16 protein-coding genes are annotated in these 19,273 nt (G+C 68.7%); 11 read left to right on the top strand and 5 right to left on the bottom strand.

Annotation, left to right across the window (positions count from 1 at the left end):
* Nucleotides 1–60: 60 nt before the first annotated feature.
* Nucleotides 61–618 carry a hypothetical protein gene (locus tag WBG79_RS19495; RefSeq protein ID WP_337358884.1) on the bottom strand — a complete coding sequence of 186 codons (558 nt, stop codon included), beginning with the start codon at nt 616–618 and terminating at the stop codon, nt 61–63.
* Between the two features lie 1,240 nt (nt 619–1,858).
* Between WBG79_RS19495 and WBG79_RS19490 the strand changes: the two genes are divergently transcribed.
* Complete coding sequence (locus tag WBG79_RS19490) at nt 1,859–2,002, top strand: hypothetical protein (RefSeq protein ID WP_337358883.1); 144 nt, start codon at nt 1,859–1,861, stop codon at nt 2,000–2,002.
* Nucleotides 2,003–2,229: 227 nt separating this feature from the next.
* Here the strand turns inward: WBG79_RS19490 and WBG79_RS19485 are convergent, their stop codons facing one another.
* Nucleotides 2,230–2,739 carry a helix-turn-helix domain-containing protein gene (locus WBG79_RS19485; RefSeq protein ID WP_337358882.1) on the bottom strand — a complete coding sequence of 170 codons (510 nt, stop codon included), beginning with the start codon at nt 2,737–2,739 and terminating at the stop codon, nt 2,230–2,232.
* A gap of 398 nt (nt 2,740–3,137) precedes the next feature.
* On the opposite strand from WBG79_RS19485, the gene WBG79_RS19480 reads away from it, so the two are divergent.
* The 3 genes from WBG79_RS19480 to WBG79_RS19470 all read left to right on the top strand — a co-directional run bounded on the left by WBG79_RS19480 (nt 3,138) and on the right by WBG79_RS19470 (nt 7,623).
* Nucleotides 3,138–4,580, top strand: a complete 1,443-nt coding sequence (locus WBG79_RS19480; RefSeq protein WP_337358881.1) for a hypothetical protein — start codon at nt 3,138–3,140, stop codon at nt 4,578–4,580.
* A 184-nt stretch (nt 4,581–4,764) separates the two neighbouring features.
* Nucleotides 4,765–6,285: an arylsulfatase gene (locus tag WBG79_RS19475; protein WP_337358880.1), complete on the top strand. Its 1,521-nt coding sequence runs from the start codon at nt 4,765–4,767 to the stop codon at nt 6,283–6,285.
* 198 nt (nt 6,286–6,483) lie between these two features.
* Nucleotides 6,484–7,623: an adenylate/guanylate cyclase domain-containing protein gene (locus WBG79_RS19470; protein ID WP_337358879.1), complete on the top strand. Its 1,140-nt coding sequence runs from the start codon at nt 6,484–6,486 to the stop codon at nt 7,621–7,623.
* Between the two features lie 168 nt (nt 7,624–7,791).
* On the opposite strand, the gene WBG79_RS19465 is transcribed toward WBG79_RS19470, so the two are convergent.
* Both WBG79_RS19465 and WBG79_RS19460 read right to left on the bottom strand, forming a co-directional pair.
* Nucleotides 7,792–9,201 carry an amidohydrolase family protein gene (locus WBG79_RS19465; protein ID WP_337358878.1) on the bottom strand — a complete coding sequence of 470 codons (1,410 nt, stop codon included), beginning with the start codon at nt 9,199–9,201 and terminating at the stop codon, nt 7,792–7,794.
* 9 nt (nt 9,202–9,210) lie between these two features.
* Complete coding sequence (locus WBG79_RS19460) at nt 9,211–9,909, bottom strand: FadR/GntR family transcriptional regulator (RefSeq protein ID WP_337358877.1); 699 nt, start codon at nt 9,907–9,909, stop codon at nt 9,211–9,213.
* A 239-nt stretch (nt 9,910–10,148) separates the two neighbouring features.
* Between WBG79_RS19460 and WBG79_RS19455 the strand changes: the two genes are divergently transcribed.
* From WBG79_RS19455 to WBG79_RS19425, 7 genes are all read left to right on the top strand, one after another.
* Nucleotides 10,149–11,210, top strand: a complete 1,062-nt coding sequence (locus WBG79_RS19455; RefSeq protein ID WP_337358876.1) for an ABC transporter substrate-binding protein — start codon at nt 10,149–10,151, stop codon at nt 11,208–11,210.
* Between the two features lie 104 nt (nt 11,211–11,314).
* A complete protein-coding gene (locus tag WBG79_RS19450) occupies nt 11,315–12,373 on the top strand; it encodes an ABC transporter substrate-binding protein (protein WP_337358875.1) in 1,059 nt (352 codons plus the stop codon).
* Nucleotides 12,374–12,377: 4 nt separating this feature from the next.
* A complete protein-coding gene (locus WBG79_RS19445) occupies nt 12,378–13,646 on the top strand; it encodes an ABC transporter permease (protein ID WP_337358874.1) in 1,269 nt (422 codons plus the stop codon).
* Nucleotides 13,646–14,482, top strand: a complete 837-nt coding sequence (locus tag WBG79_RS19440) for an ABC transporter permease (protein WP_337358873.1) — start codon at nt 13,646–13,648, stop codon at nt 14,480–14,482. Before WBG79_RS19445 ends, WBG79_RS19440 begins: the two co-directional genes overlap by 1 nt.
* Nucleotides 14,479–15,960, top strand: coding sequence for an amidohydrolase family protein (locus WBG79_RS19435; protein ID WP_337358872.1), 1,482 nt, complete (start codon nt 14,479–14,481; stop codon nt 15,958–15,960). The genes WBG79_RS19440 and WBG79_RS19435 overlap by 4 nt, the downstream gene beginning before the upstream one ends.
* 3 nt (nt 15,961–15,963) lie before the next feature.
* Nucleotides 15,964–17,097, top strand: a complete 1,134-nt coding sequence (locus WBG79_RS19430) for an ABC transporter ATP-binding protein (protein WP_337358871.1) — start codon at nt 15,964–15,966, stop codon at nt 17,095–17,097.
* Nucleotides 17,090–18,529, top strand: coding sequence for an amidohydrolase family protein (locus WBG79_RS19425; protein ID WP_337358870.1), 1,440 nt, complete (start codon nt 17,090–17,092; stop codon nt 18,527–18,529). Before WBG79_RS19430 ends, WBG79_RS19425 begins: the two co-directional genes overlap by 8 nt.
* 232 nt (nt 18,530–18,761) lie before the next feature.
* On the opposite strand, the gene WBG79_RS19420 is transcribed toward WBG79_RS19425, so the two are convergent.
* Nucleotides 18,762–19,094 (bottom strand): GYD domain-containing protein, encoded by a 333-nt coding sequence (locus tag WBG79_RS19420; protein WP_337358869.1) that lies wholly within the window; start codon nt 19,092–19,094, stop codon nt 18,762–18,764.
* Nucleotides 19,095–19,273: the final 179 nt, after the last annotated feature.

Raw genomic sequence — 19,273 nt, 5'->3', positions numbered from 1 at the left:
ACGTTCGGGGCCGGCCACCGACCTGACCCCGAACGCGTTCACAGCCAGATTTCCCGAGCCTTACTGGCAGTAATCCCAATAGCCATTCACCTGGCTGTTGTCCGACCAGTACCAGCACAGGTTCGGAGCCGGTGCGACCGGTACCGTGCCGACCGCCGCCACCCCGATGACCGTGCCGAGCGCAACGCCGGCCACGACCGTTCCGTAGTACGGCCGACGGACCCAGGGGCGGTAGTATCCGCCCTTGACCTTCACGTTGACGTTGCCGTGATGCACGTTGACGTTCGTCTTGCGGTTCACGTTGGTGTTGCGATTCACGTTCGCATTGCGATTCACGTTGGTGTTGCGGTTCACGTTCGCGTTGCGATTCACGTTCGCATTACGGTTCACGTTGGCGTTGCGGTTCACGTTGCCGCCGCGGTTGACGCTGCCGCCGCGGTTTGCGCCGCCGCCGGCTGGGCGGCGCACGGCACCACCACCTGCGCGAACCTGCTCCACCTGGCCTTCGACCGCGTGGTTCTTGAGCGCTCCGAGCCCGCCGATCGCCATCGCGGGTGAGGTGGGAAGGCTGAGGACCGCGCTGACGAGCGCGACCAGACCGACACGCAGACTTGACATGGCATTCCTCCGACTCTGACCAATGACCTTCAGGGATGGTGCGCAAGTTTGGGATCCTCGCCCTCGCGCATCCTGATTGCTTGCCGCCGGTCGGTTTCGAAATGGCTTCATGGATCGGAACGATATCAAGCCAACCCGGGACATGGCGACGCTCTAAGCTACCCAAGAGTTTCTGATATTCCAGTACTCCGAGCTTTGCCTTGATCTGGGTCATGCGTCATCCTCGGCGCGCCGACCACTTTCGCCCGAAGCTACTTGCCTTGCCGGCCCGCAGTCATGGCACCCCGGAGGCCGTCGGCGCTGGGGGCCGACGCTGCGGGGAGCACACCGGAGCCCTCGCCATGTCCAACGTCTTGGCCCCGGGGCCTGAAGACCCTCGGATCACATGGGATGGGGATCCGCGCGACCGTGTCCTCGCCATCGCCCGGACGAGTCCGGCCATGGCGGATCGAAAGATCGGCCCTTCGTGGATCCGGTCTGAGGTCCACGACGAACTCGGTGGGTTCTTGTTCCGGCCTGAATAGTTCGCCGTTGTCCGCATGAAAACCGCCCCGAGGCGGAATATGGCATGTACCACCAAGCCCTATTTTCGAACAAGATTCTTCGAATTCGTAATGGTCCTTATTTGCAGACATTGGGTTCGAGTCAATATTCGGCATTGGGGGACGGAATGCTTGGGCGCAACCGTGGGACTGTATCAGGTATTTCGCGCCCATCCCGTGGTACGGAGTTCGTAAAATGAGAACTGCACAGAGCTCGACTGCACTGACGGTGGTTTTGAGCGGCATGTTGGCGTTCCCGACGGGTGCGGGGGCGCTGCCACTCTCTGGCACAAGGACTATCCTCGGGTACGAACGGCCGGACGAGGCCGTGGTCCAGCTCGTCCACGGGTATCACTGCGGACGGGCTTGGAGCCGGTCCTACGGATGGCACTATCATCCGGATGCTTGCGGGGAAGACCAGGAATACGACTACGGGTATGGGGACGGGTACTACGGCGGCTACTATGGCGGGCCCTACTACGGGTATCCGTGGTACTGGGGCCGCCCCTACCGCTACCCCAAACACCATCACAACAACCATCACGGCCACGGCGGGCATGGCGGCCATGGCGGCCATCCAGGCGGTCCTCCCCCGGGCTGGCACGGCGGCAAGCCGGGCGGTCATTCTCCGGGCTGGCAGGGTGGCGGCGGCAACCGCTGGGGTGGCGGCGGCGCCCAGTTCTATCGGGGTGGCGGAGGTGGCGGCACCCAGTGGTATCGGGGTGGCGGAGGTGGCGGCTTCGGGGGCGGAGGCGGTCGGGGCGGTGGAGGCGGTGGCGGTGGCGGCGGTGGACATCACCGCTAGCCTGACCCCTTGGAGTGGGCGCCGCCACGTCGGCTGATCAGGCCGGACAGCCCGGCGGGGGCCTGCGTCGCGAATCCGTTGAACCGCCCCCTCGCGAGCGGAGGGGCGAGACATCGCGGCGGGCGCTCCTCGCAGGGCGCCGCCCGTGGTGCCTGCCGAGGAACTCGGTCCTCCGCGGGCCGAAGGGCCCTGTTCGGGTTCTTGGCGATGTCGAACGGCGGCCGGGGATGGTCCAGGGGCAGCGCCCGACCCGCCTGCTTGGATTCAAGCCGACCGATCATCCAGTCGAAGTCGATGAAATGCAGACAGCAGTCGCGAGGCCCGATCGATTCCGCGGCCATTGAGCGCTGCCAGATCCTTTGAAGCGGGCGTGATGCCGTCTTTCATCGCAAGCCGCCACGCTCGTTCATGCTGCTCTACCCAGCCACGACGCTGCAAGCTGAGTAGTTTCCTTCTCACAGTCTGGCGCGGAATACCCGTGACGTCGGCGAGCCGCGATGCGGTGATACTCGGGGGGGCGACGGGTTCAGGTGCGTTGGCCAAGCGCCAATTGAGCGTCACTTGCCCGACGATCGCGAGTACGAGCATCTCCTGCAGATCGCCGTCGAACTCGCGCGAACAATCTGCCAGATGCTCCGAGACAAACTGGACGAAATGGTACTGAGCCTGTTCGTAGTTTTTGAGAAACAATGCCTTAGGTGAAAACTCGAAGACCTGTCGCGCAGGAGTGGATGGCAAAGACTCCCGGGAATCGCGCAGTTCATGTTTCGTCATGGTTCGCTCATTTTGGCCAGCCCGTCACTTATCAGGCCTTTCAACATTCGGTATGTCAAATGATCAAAATACAAGAATGTGACAAGCCTCGGTCGCTCGGTTGCGGACGCGGCCGAATGGCAGTTCGGGAATGCGGGAGCTGCATCGACGTCATGCCGGTATCGGAATAGGGCGGCCGAGGCTTTCCGTCCCGTTTCGCGGCCTCGGCGTTTCGGCACCCGTGCAGGCCCTGCCGGCGGGCAGGCGCCGGCATCCCGGTCCTCCGCTCGCGGGTCGACCGACGAACTCGGCGGTCCGGGCGGAGCCCGGCACGACGGCATCGTGAAGGCGGGCCATCCGGATTCGGCCGGGCACCGCATTCCTGACCAGTTCCATGACCTTGTTCCGAGGAGGCAGGAATGGCACGGCACGCTTGGCTGCTTCCCCTCCTCTCCTGCGCGGCAATCATTCCGGCTGCATACGCGGGCGAGCCGCCGGCGACCCCGGCGGCGCCCGCACCGGATCCCCTCGTCATCGTCGACGACGGGACCTGGCGTGTGAAGGCTCGGCTCGAGGCGCTCGCGGGCGGGTTCGGCTATGCGGGGACCTGGTACGGCCTCGCCGCACTCGGCCCGGCGCGCTTCAGGGAGAGGCGGACCTGGGCGGAGCTGTGGCTCGAGCCGGGGGTCGACGTCGTATTCCGGGTCGGACCCGCCGTGGAACTCTACGGCGGACTGAGTGCCGGCTGGTCCCAGACCCTAGGGACCGATGCCTTCGACCAGCGCAACAAAGGCACGCTACGCATCGAGAACGCCTTTGCGGGCCTGCGCACGACCAATCCGGCCGACAGCCTCAACATCGATCTCTCCACGGGCCGCCGGGACTACGGCATCGGGACCGGGATGCTGATCTGGCAGGGTGGCGGGAACGGCTTCGAACGCGGCGACGGGAACCTCCTTCCCCGGACCGCCTGGGCGAACGCGACGGTCGCCCGGGTGAGCGTCGGCGGGTTGAAGGTCGAAGGCGCGTTTCTCGACCCCGACGAACTCTCCTCCAACGATACGCGGACGAAGCTTGCCACTGCCGTCGTCGAATACGGCTGGGGGACGGGATCGCGCGTCGGCGGCGCGGTGATCAAGGTCCTGCAATCGCGCCAGGTCTATCCCCTGCCGACCCTGCCGCTTCTGATCCCGGACGGGCGTGACGGCCTCCGGGCCTGGCAGGTGTTCGGGCGGCTGGAAGGCAAGGATTTCGGACTGCCCGGCGGGTGGATCCGCGCCGAATACGCGCGGGAGGACAACGACCGCATCGCCATGAAGGCGCAGGCGATCTACGGGGAGATCGGCTACCGGTTCACCGGCCTGCCTTTCCTGCCGGCGCTGTCCTACGGCTACGCCTCGTTCAGCGGCGACGACCCGCGCACGCGCGGCTACGAACGGTTCGACCCTCTCTACTATGGCAATGGTCTGGACAACTGGTGGTTCGGCGCAAACGGCGCCTACGCGTTCCTGAACTCGAACGTGCGTCACCACCGGCTCGCGCTGAACCTGGTCCTGACCGAACGAGACTTCTTCAAGGCCCAGTACATCCTCTCCTATGCGGATGAGTTGAACAGCCCGATCCAGTTCGGACAGGGGGCACGGCCCTCGTTCGGGTCCGGCGGGCTCACCATCGCGACGGGGGTGCAGAAGCGGCATCTCGCCAGCGAACTCTACGGAGAGTGGACCCATCTCTGGTCCCCGGCAATCGCCACCGGAGTCTGGGCGTCCGCAGCCCGGCCCGGCGCGGGCATCTCCTCTCTTCCGGGGGTGAACGCAAAGACCTGGTACGGCGCCGGGCTCCTGCTGTCGGCGCGCTTCTGATGGAGCGGCACCCATGAGTTGCTGCGGATCCTTCGCTCCGAGCCCGGCACCGGTCACGCCCTTCGGCCCCGTGGTCGCCGAGGCCCTGCCGGCCCGTCTCCCGTCTCCCGTAGCCCAGCCTTTGCGCCGCGGTCTTCATCGCGCGGCGCGGTCCACCGTCCCTCGCCAATCGGAGATGCCGTTCATGCGCCACATCCTCGCGGTCTTCGCGGCCGGCCTGTGCCTCATCGGCCCGGCCGCGGCCCAACAGCCGGCTCCGGCCGACGGTCGCCCGAACATCATCGTGATCATGGCGGACGACGTGGGCATCACCAACGTCGGGGCCTATTCTCACGGCATGATGGTCCCGACGCCGAACATCGATCGCCTTGCCAAGGAGGGAATGCTCTTCACCGACCATTACGCGGAGCCGACCTGCACGCCCGGCCGCGCGGCCTTCATCACCGGCCAGATGCCGATCCGCACCGGGCTGACGACCGTCGGCGGGCCCGGTTCGCCGATCGGGTTGGACCCCCGTGATCCGACCCTGGCGGAGGTCCTCAAGCGGCTGGGCTACCGGACCGGTCAGTTCGGCAAGAATCACCTGGGGGACCGGAACCCGCATCTTCCGACCGTCCACGGCTTCGACCAGTTCTTCGGCAACCTCTACCACCTCAATACGGAGGACGAGCCCGAGGATGCGGACTGGCCGAAGGACCCGGCCTTCAACGCACGCTGGCGTCCGCGCGGAGTGCTCGACTGCGTGGCGACCGCGAACGACAATCCCGCGCCGGCCGATCCGCGGTTCGGTCCCTGGGGCAAGCAGAGTTGCATCGACACCGGAGCCTTGACCCGCAAGCGCATGGAGACCGTGGACGACGAGTTCCTGGACAGGTCGCTGCGGTTCATGGACGAGGCTGCGAGGGCGCGCGAGCCCTTCTTCATCTGGCACGCGCCCTCGCGCATGCACATCTACACGTTTCTTCGGCCGGAGAGCCGGCTGCTCGCACAGCCCTACTCGTCGGGCGACGACGTCTACGGTTCGGGCATGATCGAACTCGATCGCCAGGTCGAGGCCATCCTGAAGAAGGTCGACGACCTCGGCATCCGCGAGAACACCATCGTCATCTTCACGACGGACAACGGCGCCATGGCGGCCTGGTGGCCGGATGGTGGAACGACGCCGTTCCGATCCGAGAAGGCGACCACCTGGGAAGGCGGCGTCCGTGTGCCGATGCTGATCCGCTGGCCGGCCGCCATCAGGGCCGGCACGGTCTCGAACGGCATACAGACGCATCTGGACCTCTTTACCACCCTCGCTCGGGCCGCTGGCGTGGAAGACGTGCGCGAACAACTCCTGCAGAGCCACAAAGTGAAGATCGACGGCATCGACAATCTGTCCCACTGGCGTGGCGAAACCCCCTCCAAGCGCGATTTCGTCATCATGTACAACGAAAGCCAGATGACGGCCTTGCGTTTCGGACCTTGGAAGACGCACTTCAAGACCCGCAACGGCTTCTTCGATCCTTACGTGGACAGCGCGCTGATCTTCAATCTGCGGATGGATCCGTTCGAGCAGCGGGACGGACACCGGTCCAACCTGGTCGCCATGCGCAAGTCTTTCATCGGCGGCATCGTCCGCGACATGCTCGAGGACCACATGAAGTCGCTGGTCGAATTCCCCCCACGCCAGGCCGGCGGCACGCTGACGCCTCGCCCGCAGTAGCGCTGCTCCCTGGGACCGCTGCCCTTCGCACAGTCGCTGAACACCTGACCGGCACGCCGTCATCCGGCGCTTCGCGGGCGCGCCGAAGCGCGGGCGACAACGGCCCGGTCTGGCCCGCGCTCGCTGGTCGGGACGCTTCTCCACCCCATATGACGGCTGCGGCAGCCAGTTCCGACCGGCAGCACCGCGGAGGGGTGGATGCGAACCGACCAGCTGATGCTCTGGCTCGCCGAAAGCGGCGCCGGGTTCAAGACCCTCGATGCGCTCTTCGTCGGGTTCTGCGATCACCTGCAGCGCGAGGGGGCCGGCCTGTCGCGCGCCGCCCTGGGGATCGAATTCCTGCATCCCGAGATCAGCGGGCAGATGCTCGTCTGGACCGATCACGCTCCCGTCCAGCATTCGGAGACGGTCCGCGACGGCCTGGCCGAGAACCCGGCCTACTTCCTGAGCCCGACACGGGTCGTCGACGAGACCGGTGTGCCGTTCAGACGCCGGCTGGACGGCCCGGTCCCCGACATGCCGTTGCTCGAAGAGCTGCGATGCGCCGGGATGACCGACTACTACATGGTGCCGTTGCCCTTCCTCGACCGAACGCGCACCGCCGTGCTCTCGTTCGCGACGCGCCGTCCCGGCGGCTTCACGTCCGCGGACCTCGACCGGTTGCAGACCCTTGCCGCGGGCGCTTCGCCGTGGATCGAGCGCTTCGTCTGGCAGCGGCTGACGGCGGATCTGCTCGAGACCTATGTCGGCGCGCGCAGCGGGGCCCGCATCATCAGCGGCACGATCGAGCGGGGCAGCGTGGAGACGATCACGGCAGCGATCTGGTTCGCGGACCTGCGCGGCTTCACGGCTCTGACGGAATCGCGCCCGGTCGCCGAGGTGATCGAGGCGCTCGGCCGCTGGTTCGAACTGACCGTCACCGCGATATCGGGTCACGACGGCGAGGTCCTGAAGTTCATCGGAGACGCCGTCCTGGCCATCTTTCCGGCCACGCCGGCCCGATCGATCGAGCGTGCCTGCGCGGACGCAATTCAGGCCGCCAGCGACCTCGGTTCGGCGGTCGATCGGATGGATGCCGGACGACGCTTCGATTTCGCCCTGGGGCTGCACGCCGGCGACGTGGCCTTCGGCAATGTCGGCGCGCCCCGGCGGCTCGATTTCACCGTGGTCGGGCCGGCCGTGAACCGGGCGGCCCGCCTGCAGGACCTGGCCAAGAAGCTCGGGCGGCGCGTCGTCCTGTCCGAAGCGTTGGCTCTCAGGGTCGAGGCTCCCCTGATACCTCTCGGCGCGCACACTCTGCGCGGAATCGCAGGGGCGGAGCCCGTTTACGGCCTATGAGCCGCCGACGACCGTCACTCGGTCGGGCGCCGTCCCGGGCGCCGAACGACCCCGGCGGCACGGCCATGCCGACCGACTTCGGGGGTTCGCGTGTCGGGGCCTGGACCGGCCCGGGATCGCGCCGGTCCGCTGACCTCGGCGTGACGCCCTTCCGGCGGCGGCGCCCGGTCAGAAGTGGGGCAGGGCGCGGTAGCGCCGGTCGGCCAGGACGCCCCGGACGTGGGCGGCCCCGGCGTCCGCGTCGGCGCGCAGGCGCTCGACGTCGATCGTCGCGAAGGCGCCGTCCTCGTACAGCACCCGGCCGGCCACGATGGTCGCCTTCACCTCGGCGCGGCTGGCGTAGCGGAGGATCTCGCTGGACAGGTGCTGCATGGCCATCAGGTGCGGGCCGCTGCCGTCGAGGAGCGCGATGTCGGCCGCCTTGCCGACCTCGAGCGAGCCGACGAGGTCGTCCATGAACAGGACGTCGGCAGCCTCCGAGGTCGCCATGGCGATGATGTCGCCGGGCGCCAGGAACTCGGGATCGTAGGCCCCGACGCCCCATTTCGCGCCGTGGATCAGCCAGGCGGCGCGCATGGTGACGAAGATGTCGTTGGCCTGGTTGTCGCAGCCGAGGGCGACGCGGATGCCGGCGGCGCGGAAGCGCGGCAGGTTCGGGATGGCGTTGAGGTTGGCGACGCATTCGACAGGGGAGTGGGCGAGCGACGCGCCGCCCCGGGCGAGGAGCTCGATCTCGGTCTCGCTCGCCAGCACGGCGTGGACGGCGACGAGGTGCCGGTCGATGACGCCGAGGTCGGCGAGGCGCTCGACGGGCCTGCGGCCGAACACGGCGAGGCAGAACTCGACCTCCTCCCGGTCGCGCCCGACATGGACCTGCAGGGTGGCGCCCCTTTCGCGGGCGAGCGCATGCCCGTCCCGGAAGTAGCGCTCCGAGAAGCCGAGCAGCGCGGAGGCGTTGACGGCGCCCCTGATCAGCCGGTCGCCCCGGGCCGGGTAGCGGTCCAGGAAGGCGGCGGAGCGGGCGAGATCGATCTCCGCCTCGCCCTCGCGGGCCTTCAGCCAGGACCGGTCGCGAACCTGGGCATAGAGGGCGGCGTGATGGAAATCCTGGTCGGCGCAGCCGCGGGCGAGGTTGCAGCGGATGCCGACCTCCTCGATCGCGCCGACGATCGCCTCCTCGTGGGCGGGATTGAGCGTGCCCTCGCAGAGCGTGGTGATGCCGGAGCGCAGGAGCTGGGCGGCGATCAGGCGGACGGTCTGGCCGGCCTGAGTGGCGTCGAGCGAGCGCTGGGCCGGGTTGTAGATGCGCGGAATCATCGGCAGCTCGCCGGTGGTCAGCGACCGGACGAAGCACTGGCTGCAGTGGGTGTGCGCGTCGATGAAGCCGGGCAGCACGATCGAGCGGGCGTCGCCGAGGCTCCTGGGGGCAGTCCAGTCCCTGACGATTTCGGCATGGGGGCCGAGCGCCGCGATGCGTCCGCCGACGACCGCGAGGGCGCCGTCGTCGATCACGCGCCGCGTGGCGTCCATGGTGGCGATGCGGCCGCGGACGATGAGATCAGCCTGGGCAGGTTGCAAGGGGCGCTCCTAGAGGATCAGGGGACGGTTGGCGGCCTGGGTGGCCTCCAGGGTGGCGTAGACCTCGCCGATCGTCGCCATGTGGGCGTGCATGGCCTCGAAGGCGGCATCGGCGTTGCGGTGGCGGATCGCCTCCACGATGCGGGCGTGCTGGTCGGAGAAGAACTGGCGCCGCTCGGGGCGCAGAACGGCCCGGCGCATGCTGCCCCAGACCACCTGCTTGCGCGCCCGGTTGACGGTCTCGAACAGCGACTGCAGCAGGACGTTGCCGGTCGCGGCGGCCAAAGCCCGGTGGAAGTTCTCGTCCCAGATCTCGTAGAGGTCCATGCTGCGCGCGGCGGCGCAGCGGCGGCTCGCCTCCTCGATGGCGGCGATCTGCGCCGGCGAGGCCCGCACGGCGGCGAGACCCGCGATGTGGCGCTCCAGGATCTGCCGGGTCTCCAGGATCTCGCGCGGGTTGGCGTACTGGCCGACCCGCTCCGGGTCGCTCGCATCGGCGACCGGCCGGGCGCCCGCGAAGGTGCCGCGGCCGACATGCCGCCAGAGCCGGCCCTGGTTCTCCAGCCGGGCCAGCGACTTGCGCACCGCGTGACGGGTCGCGCCGAGGCGTTCGGCGAGGGCCCGCTCGGTCGGCAGACGACCGCCGGGACCGACCATTTCCTGAAGGACGGTGTCGATGCGCCTGTCGAGATCGGCCTCAGCGTTCATCGCCGGATGTCCATTCCCCAGTCAAATCATCAACCAATGCTGATTTGGTTGAGTGCAACTGCCTAATTCGTTCGCGCCAGCGTCAGATTCATGTCATCTCTATCGGGTCCAGTATTGACAGGAACCCGGGCATTATCAAGGATCGATATCGCAGGAGACGTCGGGCCGGAACGCCGCGGAGGACGCCTGCTTGCGACAAGTCGCGACCAAAGCGCAACCAATTCGACGGAGTGACGGACATGGCAGCCAGGATGGCATTCGCTCTCGCGGCCTTCGCGGCCGGCTTCCTCGCGCAGGCCGAGGTTCGCGCCGAAACTCTGACGGTCGCCAACAACGGCGGCACCGCCGGGGCAGCCATGAAGGCGGCCTATTTCGAGCCCTTCGCCAAGGCGACGGGGCACAAGGTCGTGGACGACGCCTTCAACCAGGAACTCGCCAAGATCCGATCGCAGGTGGAGACCAAGAACCTGCAGTGGGACGTGGTCTCGGTCACCGCCATCAACGAGGCGACGGGCTGCGAGGAGGGGCTCCTCGAAAAGATCGACTGGTCGAAGTATCTCGATCCGAAGGACTTCGAGGCCGTCGGCGGCATCGGCAAGTGCGGCCTGCCGAACAACTTCGTTTCGGGCGGCCTCGTGTACGACGCCGACGTCATCCCGGCCGACAAGGCGCCCAAGACCTGGGCCGATTTCTGGGACGTGCAGAAGTACCCGGGCAAGCGCGGCCTGCTCTACCGCGCCGAGCAGACCTTCGAGATCGCACTCATCGCCGACGGCGTGCCGCCGGCCGACGCCATGAAGGTCCTGGCCGCCCCCGGCGGTGTCGAACGGGCGCTGAAGAAGCTCGGGGAGCTCAAGCCGCACATCAAGTGGTGGAAGAGCGGCGACGAATCCATGCAGAACATCCTGACCGGGGAGGTCGTCATGACCTTCGCGTGGAACGGCCGGGTCGCGGCGGCGAACCGCAACAACAAGCGCAACCTCAAGATCGTCTTCGGTGGCGGCCACGTCTCGGGGAGCCAGTACATCGCCGTCATGAAGGGCACGCCCAAGAAGGATCTGGCGATCGAGTTCATCCGCTTCTCCTCCGCGCCGGAGCAGCAGGCCGAATTCGCACGCCGCATCGACTACGCGCCCGCCAACGCCAAGGCGTACCCGCTGATGAGCGACGCCGAGCGCGCGACCCTGCCGAGCGGACACATGGACAAGGCCTCCCTACAGAGCGGGCAGCTCTACCTCGACTTCTGGCTGAACAACGGCGACGCCCTGCTGCAGCGCTTCATCACCTTCGCGGCCCAGTAGGCCCGCGCCGCCGCCCGCCCGCGCGACCCCGCGCGGCGCGATCCCGACGCGTCCGGCCGCGCGCTCCGGCCGGAACCCGACCGTTCTTCAGAGGAGATGGGACCATGCGGATCCGGATCGCGGCACTCTTCACCGGCGCGGGGCTCGTCCTGTCGGCGGCGGGCGCCTCGGCGCAGACCATCACGGTCGTCAACCAGGGCGGCGCGCCGGCGGAAGCCCAGCGGATCGCCGTCTTCGAGCCCTTCATGAAGGAGACCGGGCTCAAGATCGTGGTCGACACCTACAACCAGGAACTCGCCAAGATCCGCGCCCAGGTCGAGACCAAGAACCTCGTCTGGGACGCGGTCAGCCTCAATCCGATCAACGAGGCCGCCGGCTGCGAAGAGGGGCTCCTCGAGAAGATCGACTGGAAATCCCATGTCGACGAGAAGCCCTTCGCGGCCATCGGCGGCTTCGGCAAGTGCGGCGCGCCCTACCTCGTCTCGCCGGGCGGGCTCGTCTACGACGCCGACAAGTACAAGGGTGACAGCGGGCCGAAGTCCTGGGCCGATTTCTGGGACACGCAGAAGTTCCCGGGCAAGCGCGGGATGCTGTATCAGCCCGACCAGATGCTGGAGACTGCGCTGATGGCGGACGGCGTCGCGCCCAAGGACGTCCCGGCCGTACTCGCCGGCCCGGGCGGCGTCGACCGCGCCTTCAAGAAGCTCGCCGAGATCAAGCCGCACGTCAAATGGTGGAAGAGCGGCGACGAGTCCATGCAACTCATCCTCTCCGGCGAGGTCGACATGGTCTACGCCTGGCAGGGTCGGGTGAACATCGCCAACCGGACCAACAAGCGCAATCTCAAGATCGTCTGGCCCGCCGGCTACACCTCGGCGCTGATCTATCTCGGCGTGATGAAGGGATCGCCGCGCAAGGACGACGTCATCCGGCTGGTCAAGTACCAGCTCACCGCGGAGACGCAGGCGCGCTACGCCGAGATCATGGGCTATCCGCCGGCCAACGCCGATGCGTATCCGCTGCTGTCGGCCGAGAAGCGCGAGAACCTGCCCGGGCAATACGCCGACCGGGGCATGATGCAGGCGGGCAGCCTCTACATCAACTTCTGGCTCGACAACGGCGATTCGATCCGTCAGCGCTTCGCGACCTTCGTGGCGCAGTGATCGCATGAGCATCTCCGGAACCGCCGAGGCCGGCGCCAGTGTCGGCAAGGGGGCCGCCCTCGACGCCGTGCTCGGCCGTGCGGTGGAGCGGTCGCAGCGGCGCCACCGGTGGATCATGGCCGGGTTGATGGCGCCGAGCGTGCTGTTCGTGGTCGCATTCCTGGTCTTGCCCATCGGCCTGTTCCTGTGGCGGGCGGTCGACAACCCGGAGATCCCCCGCTACCTGCCGCGCACCGCGGCGGCGGCGGCCCTCTGGTCGGAGGGCGACCGGCCGCCGGAGGCCTTCTACGCCGCCCTCGTGGAGGACCTTCGGGGGCTCGGCGACACGCCGGCGGTCGGACTGATCGGCCGGCGCCTCAACTATGCGGTGCCGGGCTACCGCGGTCTCGTCACCAAGACGGTGCGGCGGCTGCCGGATGCGGGCGTGCCTTCGAAGCGGGACGCGCTCCTCGAGATCGACGCGCGCTGGGGCGATCCGCGCTACCTCGCGGTGCTGCAGCGGCAGAGCGGGCCGGTGACGGACTTCTATCTCCTCGGCGCGCTCGACCTGGAGCGGGCGCCGGACGGCTCGATCTCCCGCGTCGCGCCCGAGCAGGCGATCTTCATCGACCTCTACGGCCGCACGCTGGTGGTCAGCCTGGGCGTCACGGCGGTGTGCCTGATCGTGGGCTACCCGGTGGCGGCCGTCATGGCCTCGGCCGGGCCGGCGGCGGCCAACTGGCTGCTCATGCTCGTGCTGGTCCCGTTCTGGACGTCGCTGCTCGTTCGCTCCACCGCCTGGGTGATCCTCCTGCAGAACGAGGGGCTGGTGAACAAGGGGCTGATCGCGCTCGGGCTCGTCGACAAGCCACTGGCGCTGGTCTTCAACCGCGTCGGGGTGTTCGTCGCCATGGTGCACGTGCTGCTGCCCTACATGATCCTGCCGCTCTACAGCGTGATGAAGGGGATCTCGCCGAACCACCTGCGCGCCGCGGCGTCGCTCGGGGCGCCGCCGTTCCGGGTGTTCCGCACCGTCTTCCTGCCCCTGTCGCTACCCGGCGTCGCGGCCGGCTGCACCCTCGTGTTCGTGCTGGCCGTCGGCTTCTACGTGACGCCGGCGCTGGTCGGCGGACCGGGCGACCAGATGATCGGCTACTTCATCGCCTACTTCACCAACTCGGCCGTCAACTGGGGGCTCGCCTCGGCGCTCGGCGCCTTCCTGCTGCTGCTGGTCGCCGCCGTCTATGCGGTGCTCGGCCGTGCAGTCGGATTCGAACGGTTGAAGGTGCGCTGATGGCCGCCGCGTCCGCTCCCGCGGCCGAACGCCTGGTCCGGCTCGCCGCACGGGTCTTCACCGGGCTGGTGCTGGCCTACCTGGTGATCCCGGTCTTCGTGGTGCTGCCGCTCTCGTTCACGTCCGGCCAGCTCCTCGTCTTCCCCGTGCCCGGCTGGTCGACGCAGTGGTACCGCGATTTCTTCACGAACCCGGTGTGGACCGGCGCCCTCTTCAATTCCACGGTGATCGCCCTCGTCGTCACGGTCGTCGCGACGACGCTCGGGACGCTGGCGGCGCTCGGTCTGCACGGCAGCCGGTCGCGCTGGAAGCCTTACGTGATCGGGCTCCTGGTCACGCCGCTGGCGGTCCCGGTGGTGATCTTCGCGGTCGCGATCTTCTACGCCTTTGCGACGATCGGGCTGGTCGGCACCTATCTCGGCATGATCCTCGCCCATACCGTGCTGGCGCTTCCCTTCGTGGTGATCACGGTCTCGGCGACGCTGCAGTCCTTCGACCCCAATCTCGTGCGCGCCGCCGCGAGCCTCGGCGCCGCGCCGGCACGGGCGTTCCGGACCGTGACGCTGCCGATCATCGCGCCGGGCGTCGTCTCGGGCGCGCTCTTCGCCTTCGTGTCGTCCTTCGACGAGCTGGTCGTCGCGCTCTTCCTCGGCAGCCCGCAGCAGCGGACCCTGCCGCGGCAAATCTTCAGCGGCGTCAGCGAGAACATCAGCCCGACCATCACGGCCGCCGCCGTGGTCCTCCTCGTGGTGTCCGTGGCGCTGATGGGCGTCATGGAGGCCCTGAGGCGGCGCGGCGAGCGCCTGCGCAACCCGATCGCGGAGACCGGACCATGACCAGCGACAGCGCGGAACCACACGACCTCCTCGTCGAGGGCGGCACCGTCATCGCCTATCAGGACGGCGGGCATGCCGTGATCGAAGGCGGCTACGTCGCGGTCCGGGGCGACCGCATCTCTGCGGTCGGGCGGCGTTTCGAAGGTCGTGCGCGGCGCCGGATCGACGCCGCCGGCGCCATCGTCATCCCCGGCCAGATCTCGACCCATGCCCATGTCGGCGCCCACGAGGGGCCGCGGCTGCTGGTCGATGCGGGGCGGCGGGAGTTCCTGCGCTCCGGCTTCCTGCATTTCCTGCCGTCGCGTCGCTCCGGCGCGCCGGGATTCTATGCGCCGCAGGACGGGCTCGCGTCGCTGCGCTACGGCTTCGCGACGCTGATCCGGCACGGCGTCACGACCGTGCTGGCCTACGGGCCGGGCGGCCCGGACGGCGGCGAGACCATGCTGCGCGTCGCGGCGGACTTCGGCATCCGGCTGGTCTGGTCGCCGATCGCCACGGGCGGACGCTACTGGCTGGAGGACGACGGGCGCGTCGCGCTCGAAATGGACGAGAAGCGCGGCTTCGAGATGCTCGAGACGGCGGCGCGCTTCGTCGAGGAGCAACGGGGCCTGGCCGGGGGGCTCTGGTCCGGCGCGATCGTGCTCGACGAGTATTACGTGTCGACGCCGGCGCTCCGGCGCGAGGGCAAGCGGCTGGCGCGGGCGCTCGGCGTGCCGTTCACGATGCATTTCGTCGAGCAGCACCGCGAATTCTTCGAGACCATGAGCCGGACCGGTCGAACCCCGGTGCAACTCCTCGCCGATGAGGACGTGCTCGATCCGGACACGATCCTGGCCCACGCCATCTATCTGGCGGGTCACAGCCTGACCGGGTTCCCGGTCGTCGACGACGTCGCGCTCCTCGGCGCGGCGGGGGTGACGGTGGCGCATTCGCCGGTCGCCTTCTCGCGCCGGGGCGTCGCGATGGAGAGCTTCGACCGCTACCGCAAGGCGGGGGTCCGGGTCGCGCTCGGGACCGACACCTATCCGCTCGACATGTTCTCGGAGATGCGCACCGCGTCGATCATGAACAAGCTGGTCGACCGGACCTACGAAGCAGCGCCGGCTGCCGACGTCTTCGCGGCGAGCAACCTCGGCGGGGCGGCCGCGCTCGGGCGCGACGATCTCGGCCGGATCGCGCCGGGCGCGAAGGCGGATCTCGTGGTGGTCGACACGGGGCATCTCGCCTTCGGGGTCAACCCGGATCCGATCCGCGCGCTGGTCCATCTCGCGACGCCGGACATGATCGAGGCCGTCGTGGTCGACGGGCGGGTGCTGGTCGAGGACGGCCGTCTCACGGTCGCGGACGAGGAGGCGCTGCTCGCCGCCGTGTCGGCATCGAGCGGCAAGGTCTGGGGATCGCACGCGGCCTACGACCCGGCCGGCCGGCCGGTCGAGGCGGCCTTCCCGCCGTCGCTGCCGGCCTGGAGCGGAGACTGAGCCATGACGGGCGAGGCGCGGGCCGAGCAAGGCGCGGGGCCGCTGGTCCGGTTCAGCGGGATCCGCAAGAGCTACGACGGCCGGACCGTCGTGGTCGACGACCTCGACCTCGACATCGCGCGCGGCGAGTTCCTGACGCTGCTCGGACCCTCGGGGTCGGGCAAGACGACGACGCTCATGATGCTCGCCGGCTTCGAGGTGCCGACGGCCGGACGCATCCTGCTCGGCGGGCGCGACATCACGGTCCTGCCGCCCCACAGGCGCGGTATCGGCGTCGTGTTCCAGAATTACGCGCTGTTCCCGCACATGACGGTGGCCGAGAACATCGCCTATCCGCTCGCGGTCCGGGGTGTCTCGAAGGCGGATGCGGCCGTCCAGGTCCGCGCGGCGCTCGACATGGTCAAGCTCGGCGGCTTCGCGGAGCGCCGGCCGGCGCAGCTCTCGGGCGGCCAGCAACAGCGGGTCGCGCTCGCCCGGGCGCTCGTCTTCGGCCCGGAACTGGTGCTGCTCGACGAGCCGCTCGGCGCGCTCGACAAGCAGCTGCGCGAGCAGATGCAGTACGAGCTGAAGCAGCTTCACGAGAAGATCGGCGTCACGATGGTGTACGTCACCCACGACCAGGGCGAGGCCCTGACCATGTCTGACCGGGTCGCGGTCTTCAACGACGGGCGGATCCAGCAGCTCGCACCGCCGACCGTTCTCTACGAGCGCCCCGCCAACGCCTTCGTGGCCGGCTTCGTGGGCGAGAACAACCGGCTCGCCGGGCGGGTCGAGGCGGTGACGGGCGGGGAGGCCCTGGTGGTCGTCGAGGGGGGCTTCCGCATTCGCGCCCGCCCGGTCGATCCGATCGCGGCCGGCGACGCGGTGGTGCTGAGCCTCAGGCCCGAACACGTCGTGCTGTCGGCACCGGGCGGGGCGCAAGCGGGCATTCCGGCCGAGATCGACCGGGTCGTCTATCTCGGCGACGCCCTGCGGCTCGTCCTCACGACGGCGGGCGGGCCCGACCTCGTCGTCAAGGCCGCGACGCGGGGCCTGCCGGTCGAGCCGGAACGGGGCCGGGCGGTGGTCGCCGCCTTCAGGGCCGAAGACTGCCTCGCCTTCGCGGTGCCGGCCGATGGGGGAGCGGCCCATGGATGAGGTCTATGCGAGCGCCGCGGCCTGCGGGGGCGCGGGCGGGCTTCGCGAAGACGTCGCGATCCGCTTTGCCGACGGCGTGATCCGCGAGATCGCGTCTGCCGCGCCGCCGCCGGGCGCCGGCCGGACCCTCGTCCTCCCTGGCCTCGTCAACGCGCATGACCATGCCCGGCCGCGGGCATCCGCCTTCGGGGCGGTCGAGATGCCGCTCGAGACCTGGATCCTGCGCAACGCGCTGTGCGCGCCGCCGGAGGCCTACGCGCAGGCCGCCGCCGCGATGGCGCGGTCGGCCCGGGCCGGGATCGCGGCCATGATGATCCACTACACCAAGCCGAGCGGCCGTCTCGGCCCGGTCGACGAGGCGCGCGAGATCGCGAGGGCGGCCGGGGACGTCGGCATCCGAATCGCGTTCGCGCCGGCCGTGCGCGACGTGAACCCGATCGTGTACGGCGACGCGGCTCAGGTCCTCGGCGCTTTGGAGCCGCCCGCGAGGGCGGTCGTCGAGGCCCTGTTCGTGCGCCAGCCGCCGACGCCGGCGGAATACGTCGCGACGGTCGAGGAGATCGCCGCCGCCATGGCGGGGCCGACCGTCGACGTGCAGTTCGGCCCGGCGGGGGTGCAATGGTGTTCGCCGGCGATGCTGGAGGCTATCGCGCAGTCGTCCGCACGGACCGGCCGCCGGATCCACATGCACCTCCTGGAGACCGTACACCAGCGTGCGTGGGCGGACCGGGCCCACCCGGAGGGGATCGTGGCGTTCCTGGACCGCATCGGCCTCCTGTCCGACCGGCTGACCCTCGCGCACTGCGTCCATGCGCGGCCGGACGAACTCGACCTGATCGCCGAGCGCGGCGTCCGGATCGTCACCAACTTCAGCTCCAACCTGCACCTCCGGTCCGGCATCGGTCCGATCCGGGAGGCCGTCCGGCGCGGCTGCCGGGTCGGTGTCGGGCTCGACGGGCTCGCTTTCGACGAGGACGACGACGCCGTCCGGGAGTACCGGCTCGTCCGCCTCGCCCATGGCGGGCACGGCTTCGACGCGACCTGGACGCCCGGCGGGTTCCTGGAGGCGATCGTCGCGACGGGGCGGTCCGCCGTCGGGGCGCCAGGGCCAGGCGTCCTGGAACCGGGCGCTCCGGCCGACTTCGTCGTGCTCGACCTCGACCGGCTGGACGGCCACGCCTACGTGCCGGTCGACCCGCTGGCGATGCTGTTCGCCCGCGGCAATGCGGGCCATGTCCGGGAGGTCTATGTCGCGGGCCGTCGGATCGTCGCGGGGGGCACGGTGACGGGCGTCGATGCGGCCGGGCTGGAGGCGAGGCTCATGGACGGCTACCGCGCGTCCGTGCGGGGCCTCGGCGGGTTCGCGGCCGCGTGGCCGGATCTCTCCGCCGCGGCCGAAGGCTGGTTCCGGTCGCACTGCGGCTGCGGGTGAGGGCTCGACGTCCTCATGGCATCACGGGCTGCGATTTCGGCGGAGGCGACGCTGCGGCTCGTTCGGAAGTGGCGGTCCCCCGTCTCAGGTCGCCGATGTTCCCGCCGCTTCGGCCCTCGGCTGGCGGTGTCACGGTTCGAGGCTCGAGAGCGGCCATCGACCTGCATTCAGGGGGAGAGGCGGCCCCCGCTTTCCGCATGGATGCCGCCCCCGCGCTCGTTCGGCCAGACCATCAGCCGTTCGGCGGAGTGTAACTGGTGCTGGTTTTCTGCGCCGTTCTCATGGCCTGTTCAGCCTCCGTCGCTAGCAGCAACGGGGTCGTCTCGAATTTGGAGAATGCACCTGTCGACGCGGCGGTCATCGAGCATGCAGCTGCAGAGACATTGTCGGGGAACTCGCAGATCCCGACTCCATCGTACTCTCCAAACGCAAAGTAGTAGGCGTGAACTTTCCCACCAAACCCTTCAATGAGCGCTCTCGCGGGGATCGAACGATCTTGTGGTTTTGATATCATGGCCTTTGCTGACACTGCCGTGAACTGCCAGCGGAGCATGTAGTGTGCCATGTTCAAGTCCTCCCTTTCGCGAATGCCCTATTGTACTAGTTAATCTTAAGGGCACTGCAGGATACGCTCTAAACGCAAGCTCGACAATGAATGGAAGGTTGCTCACGGTGACGTGCTCAGTCCTGCGGATTTCCTTCCGCAGCCGAGATGGTGCCAGAATTGTGCGATAACGTGCGCTT

Origin of the sequence: Prosthecomicrobium sp. N25 (genome assembly GCF_037203705.1) — a bacterium.
In the GTDB taxonomy this organism is placed as follows: Bacteria; Pseudomonadota; Alphaproteobacteria; order Rhizobiales; family Ancalomicrobiaceae; genus Prosthecodimorpha.
Note: the sequence above shows the minus strand (reverse complement) of the source record. Positions and strands in the feature narration are given on the sequence as shown.

Bases quoted from the DNA above. Each gene is read 5' to 3' on its own strand.
- WBG79_RS19455 (WP_337358876.1), top strand. From the start codon at position 10,149: ATGGCAGCCAGGATGGCATTCGCTCTCGCGGCCTTCGCGGCCGGCTTC.
- WBG79_RS19445 (WP_337358874.1), top strand. From the start codon at position 12,378: ATGAGCATCTCCGGAACCGCCGAGGCCGGCGCCAGTGTCGGCAAGGGG.
- WBG79_RS19495 (WP_337358884.1), bottom strand. From the start codon at position 618: ATGTCAAGTCTGCGTGTCGGTCTGGTCGCGCTCGTCAGCGCGGTCCTC.
- WBG79_RS19450 (WP_337358875.1), top strand. From the start codon at position 11,315: ATGCGGATCCGGATCGCGGCACTCTTCACCGGCGCGGGGCTCGTCCTG.
- WBG79_RS19480 (WP_337358881.1), top strand. From the start codon at position 3,138: ATGGCACGGCACGCTTGGCTGCTTCCCCTCCTCTCCTGCGCGGCAATC.
- WBG79_RS19440 (WP_337358873.1), top strand. From the start codon at position 13,646: ATGGCCGCCGCGTCCGCTCCCGCGGCCGAACGCCTGGTCCGGCTCGCC.
- WBG79_RS19430 (WP_337358871.1), top strand. From the start codon at position 15,964: ATGACGGGCGAGGCGCGGGCCGAGCAAGGCGCGGGGCCGCTGGTCCGG.
- WBG79_RS19485 (WP_337358882.1), bottom strand. From the start codon at position 2,739: ATGACGAAACATGAACTGCGCGATTCCCGGGAGTCTTTGCCATCCACT.
- WBG79_RS19470 (WP_337358879.1), top strand. From the start codon at position 6,484: ATGCGAACCGACCAGCTGATGCTCTGGCTCGCCGAAAGCGGCGCCGGG.
- WBG79_RS19420 (WP_337358869.1), bottom strand. From the start codon at position 19,094: ATGGCACACTACATGCTCCGCTGGCAGTTCACGGCAGTGTCAGCAAAG.
- WBG79_RS19475 (WP_337358880.1), top strand. From the start codon at position 4,765: ATGCGCCACATCCTCGCGGTCTTCGCGGCCGGCCTGTGCCTCATCGGC.
- WBG79_RS19425 (WP_337358870.1), top strand. From the start codon at position 17,090: ATGGATGAGGTCTATGCGAGCGCCGCGGCCTGCGGGGGCGCGGGCGGG.
- WBG79_RS19460 (WP_337358877.1), bottom strand. From the start codon at position 9,909: ATGAACGCTGAGGCCGATCTCGACAGGCGCATCGACACCGTCCTTCAG.
- WBG79_RS19435 (WP_337358872.1), top strand. From the start codon at position 14,479: ATGACCAGCGACAGCGCGGAACCACACGACCTCCTCGTCGAGGGCGGC.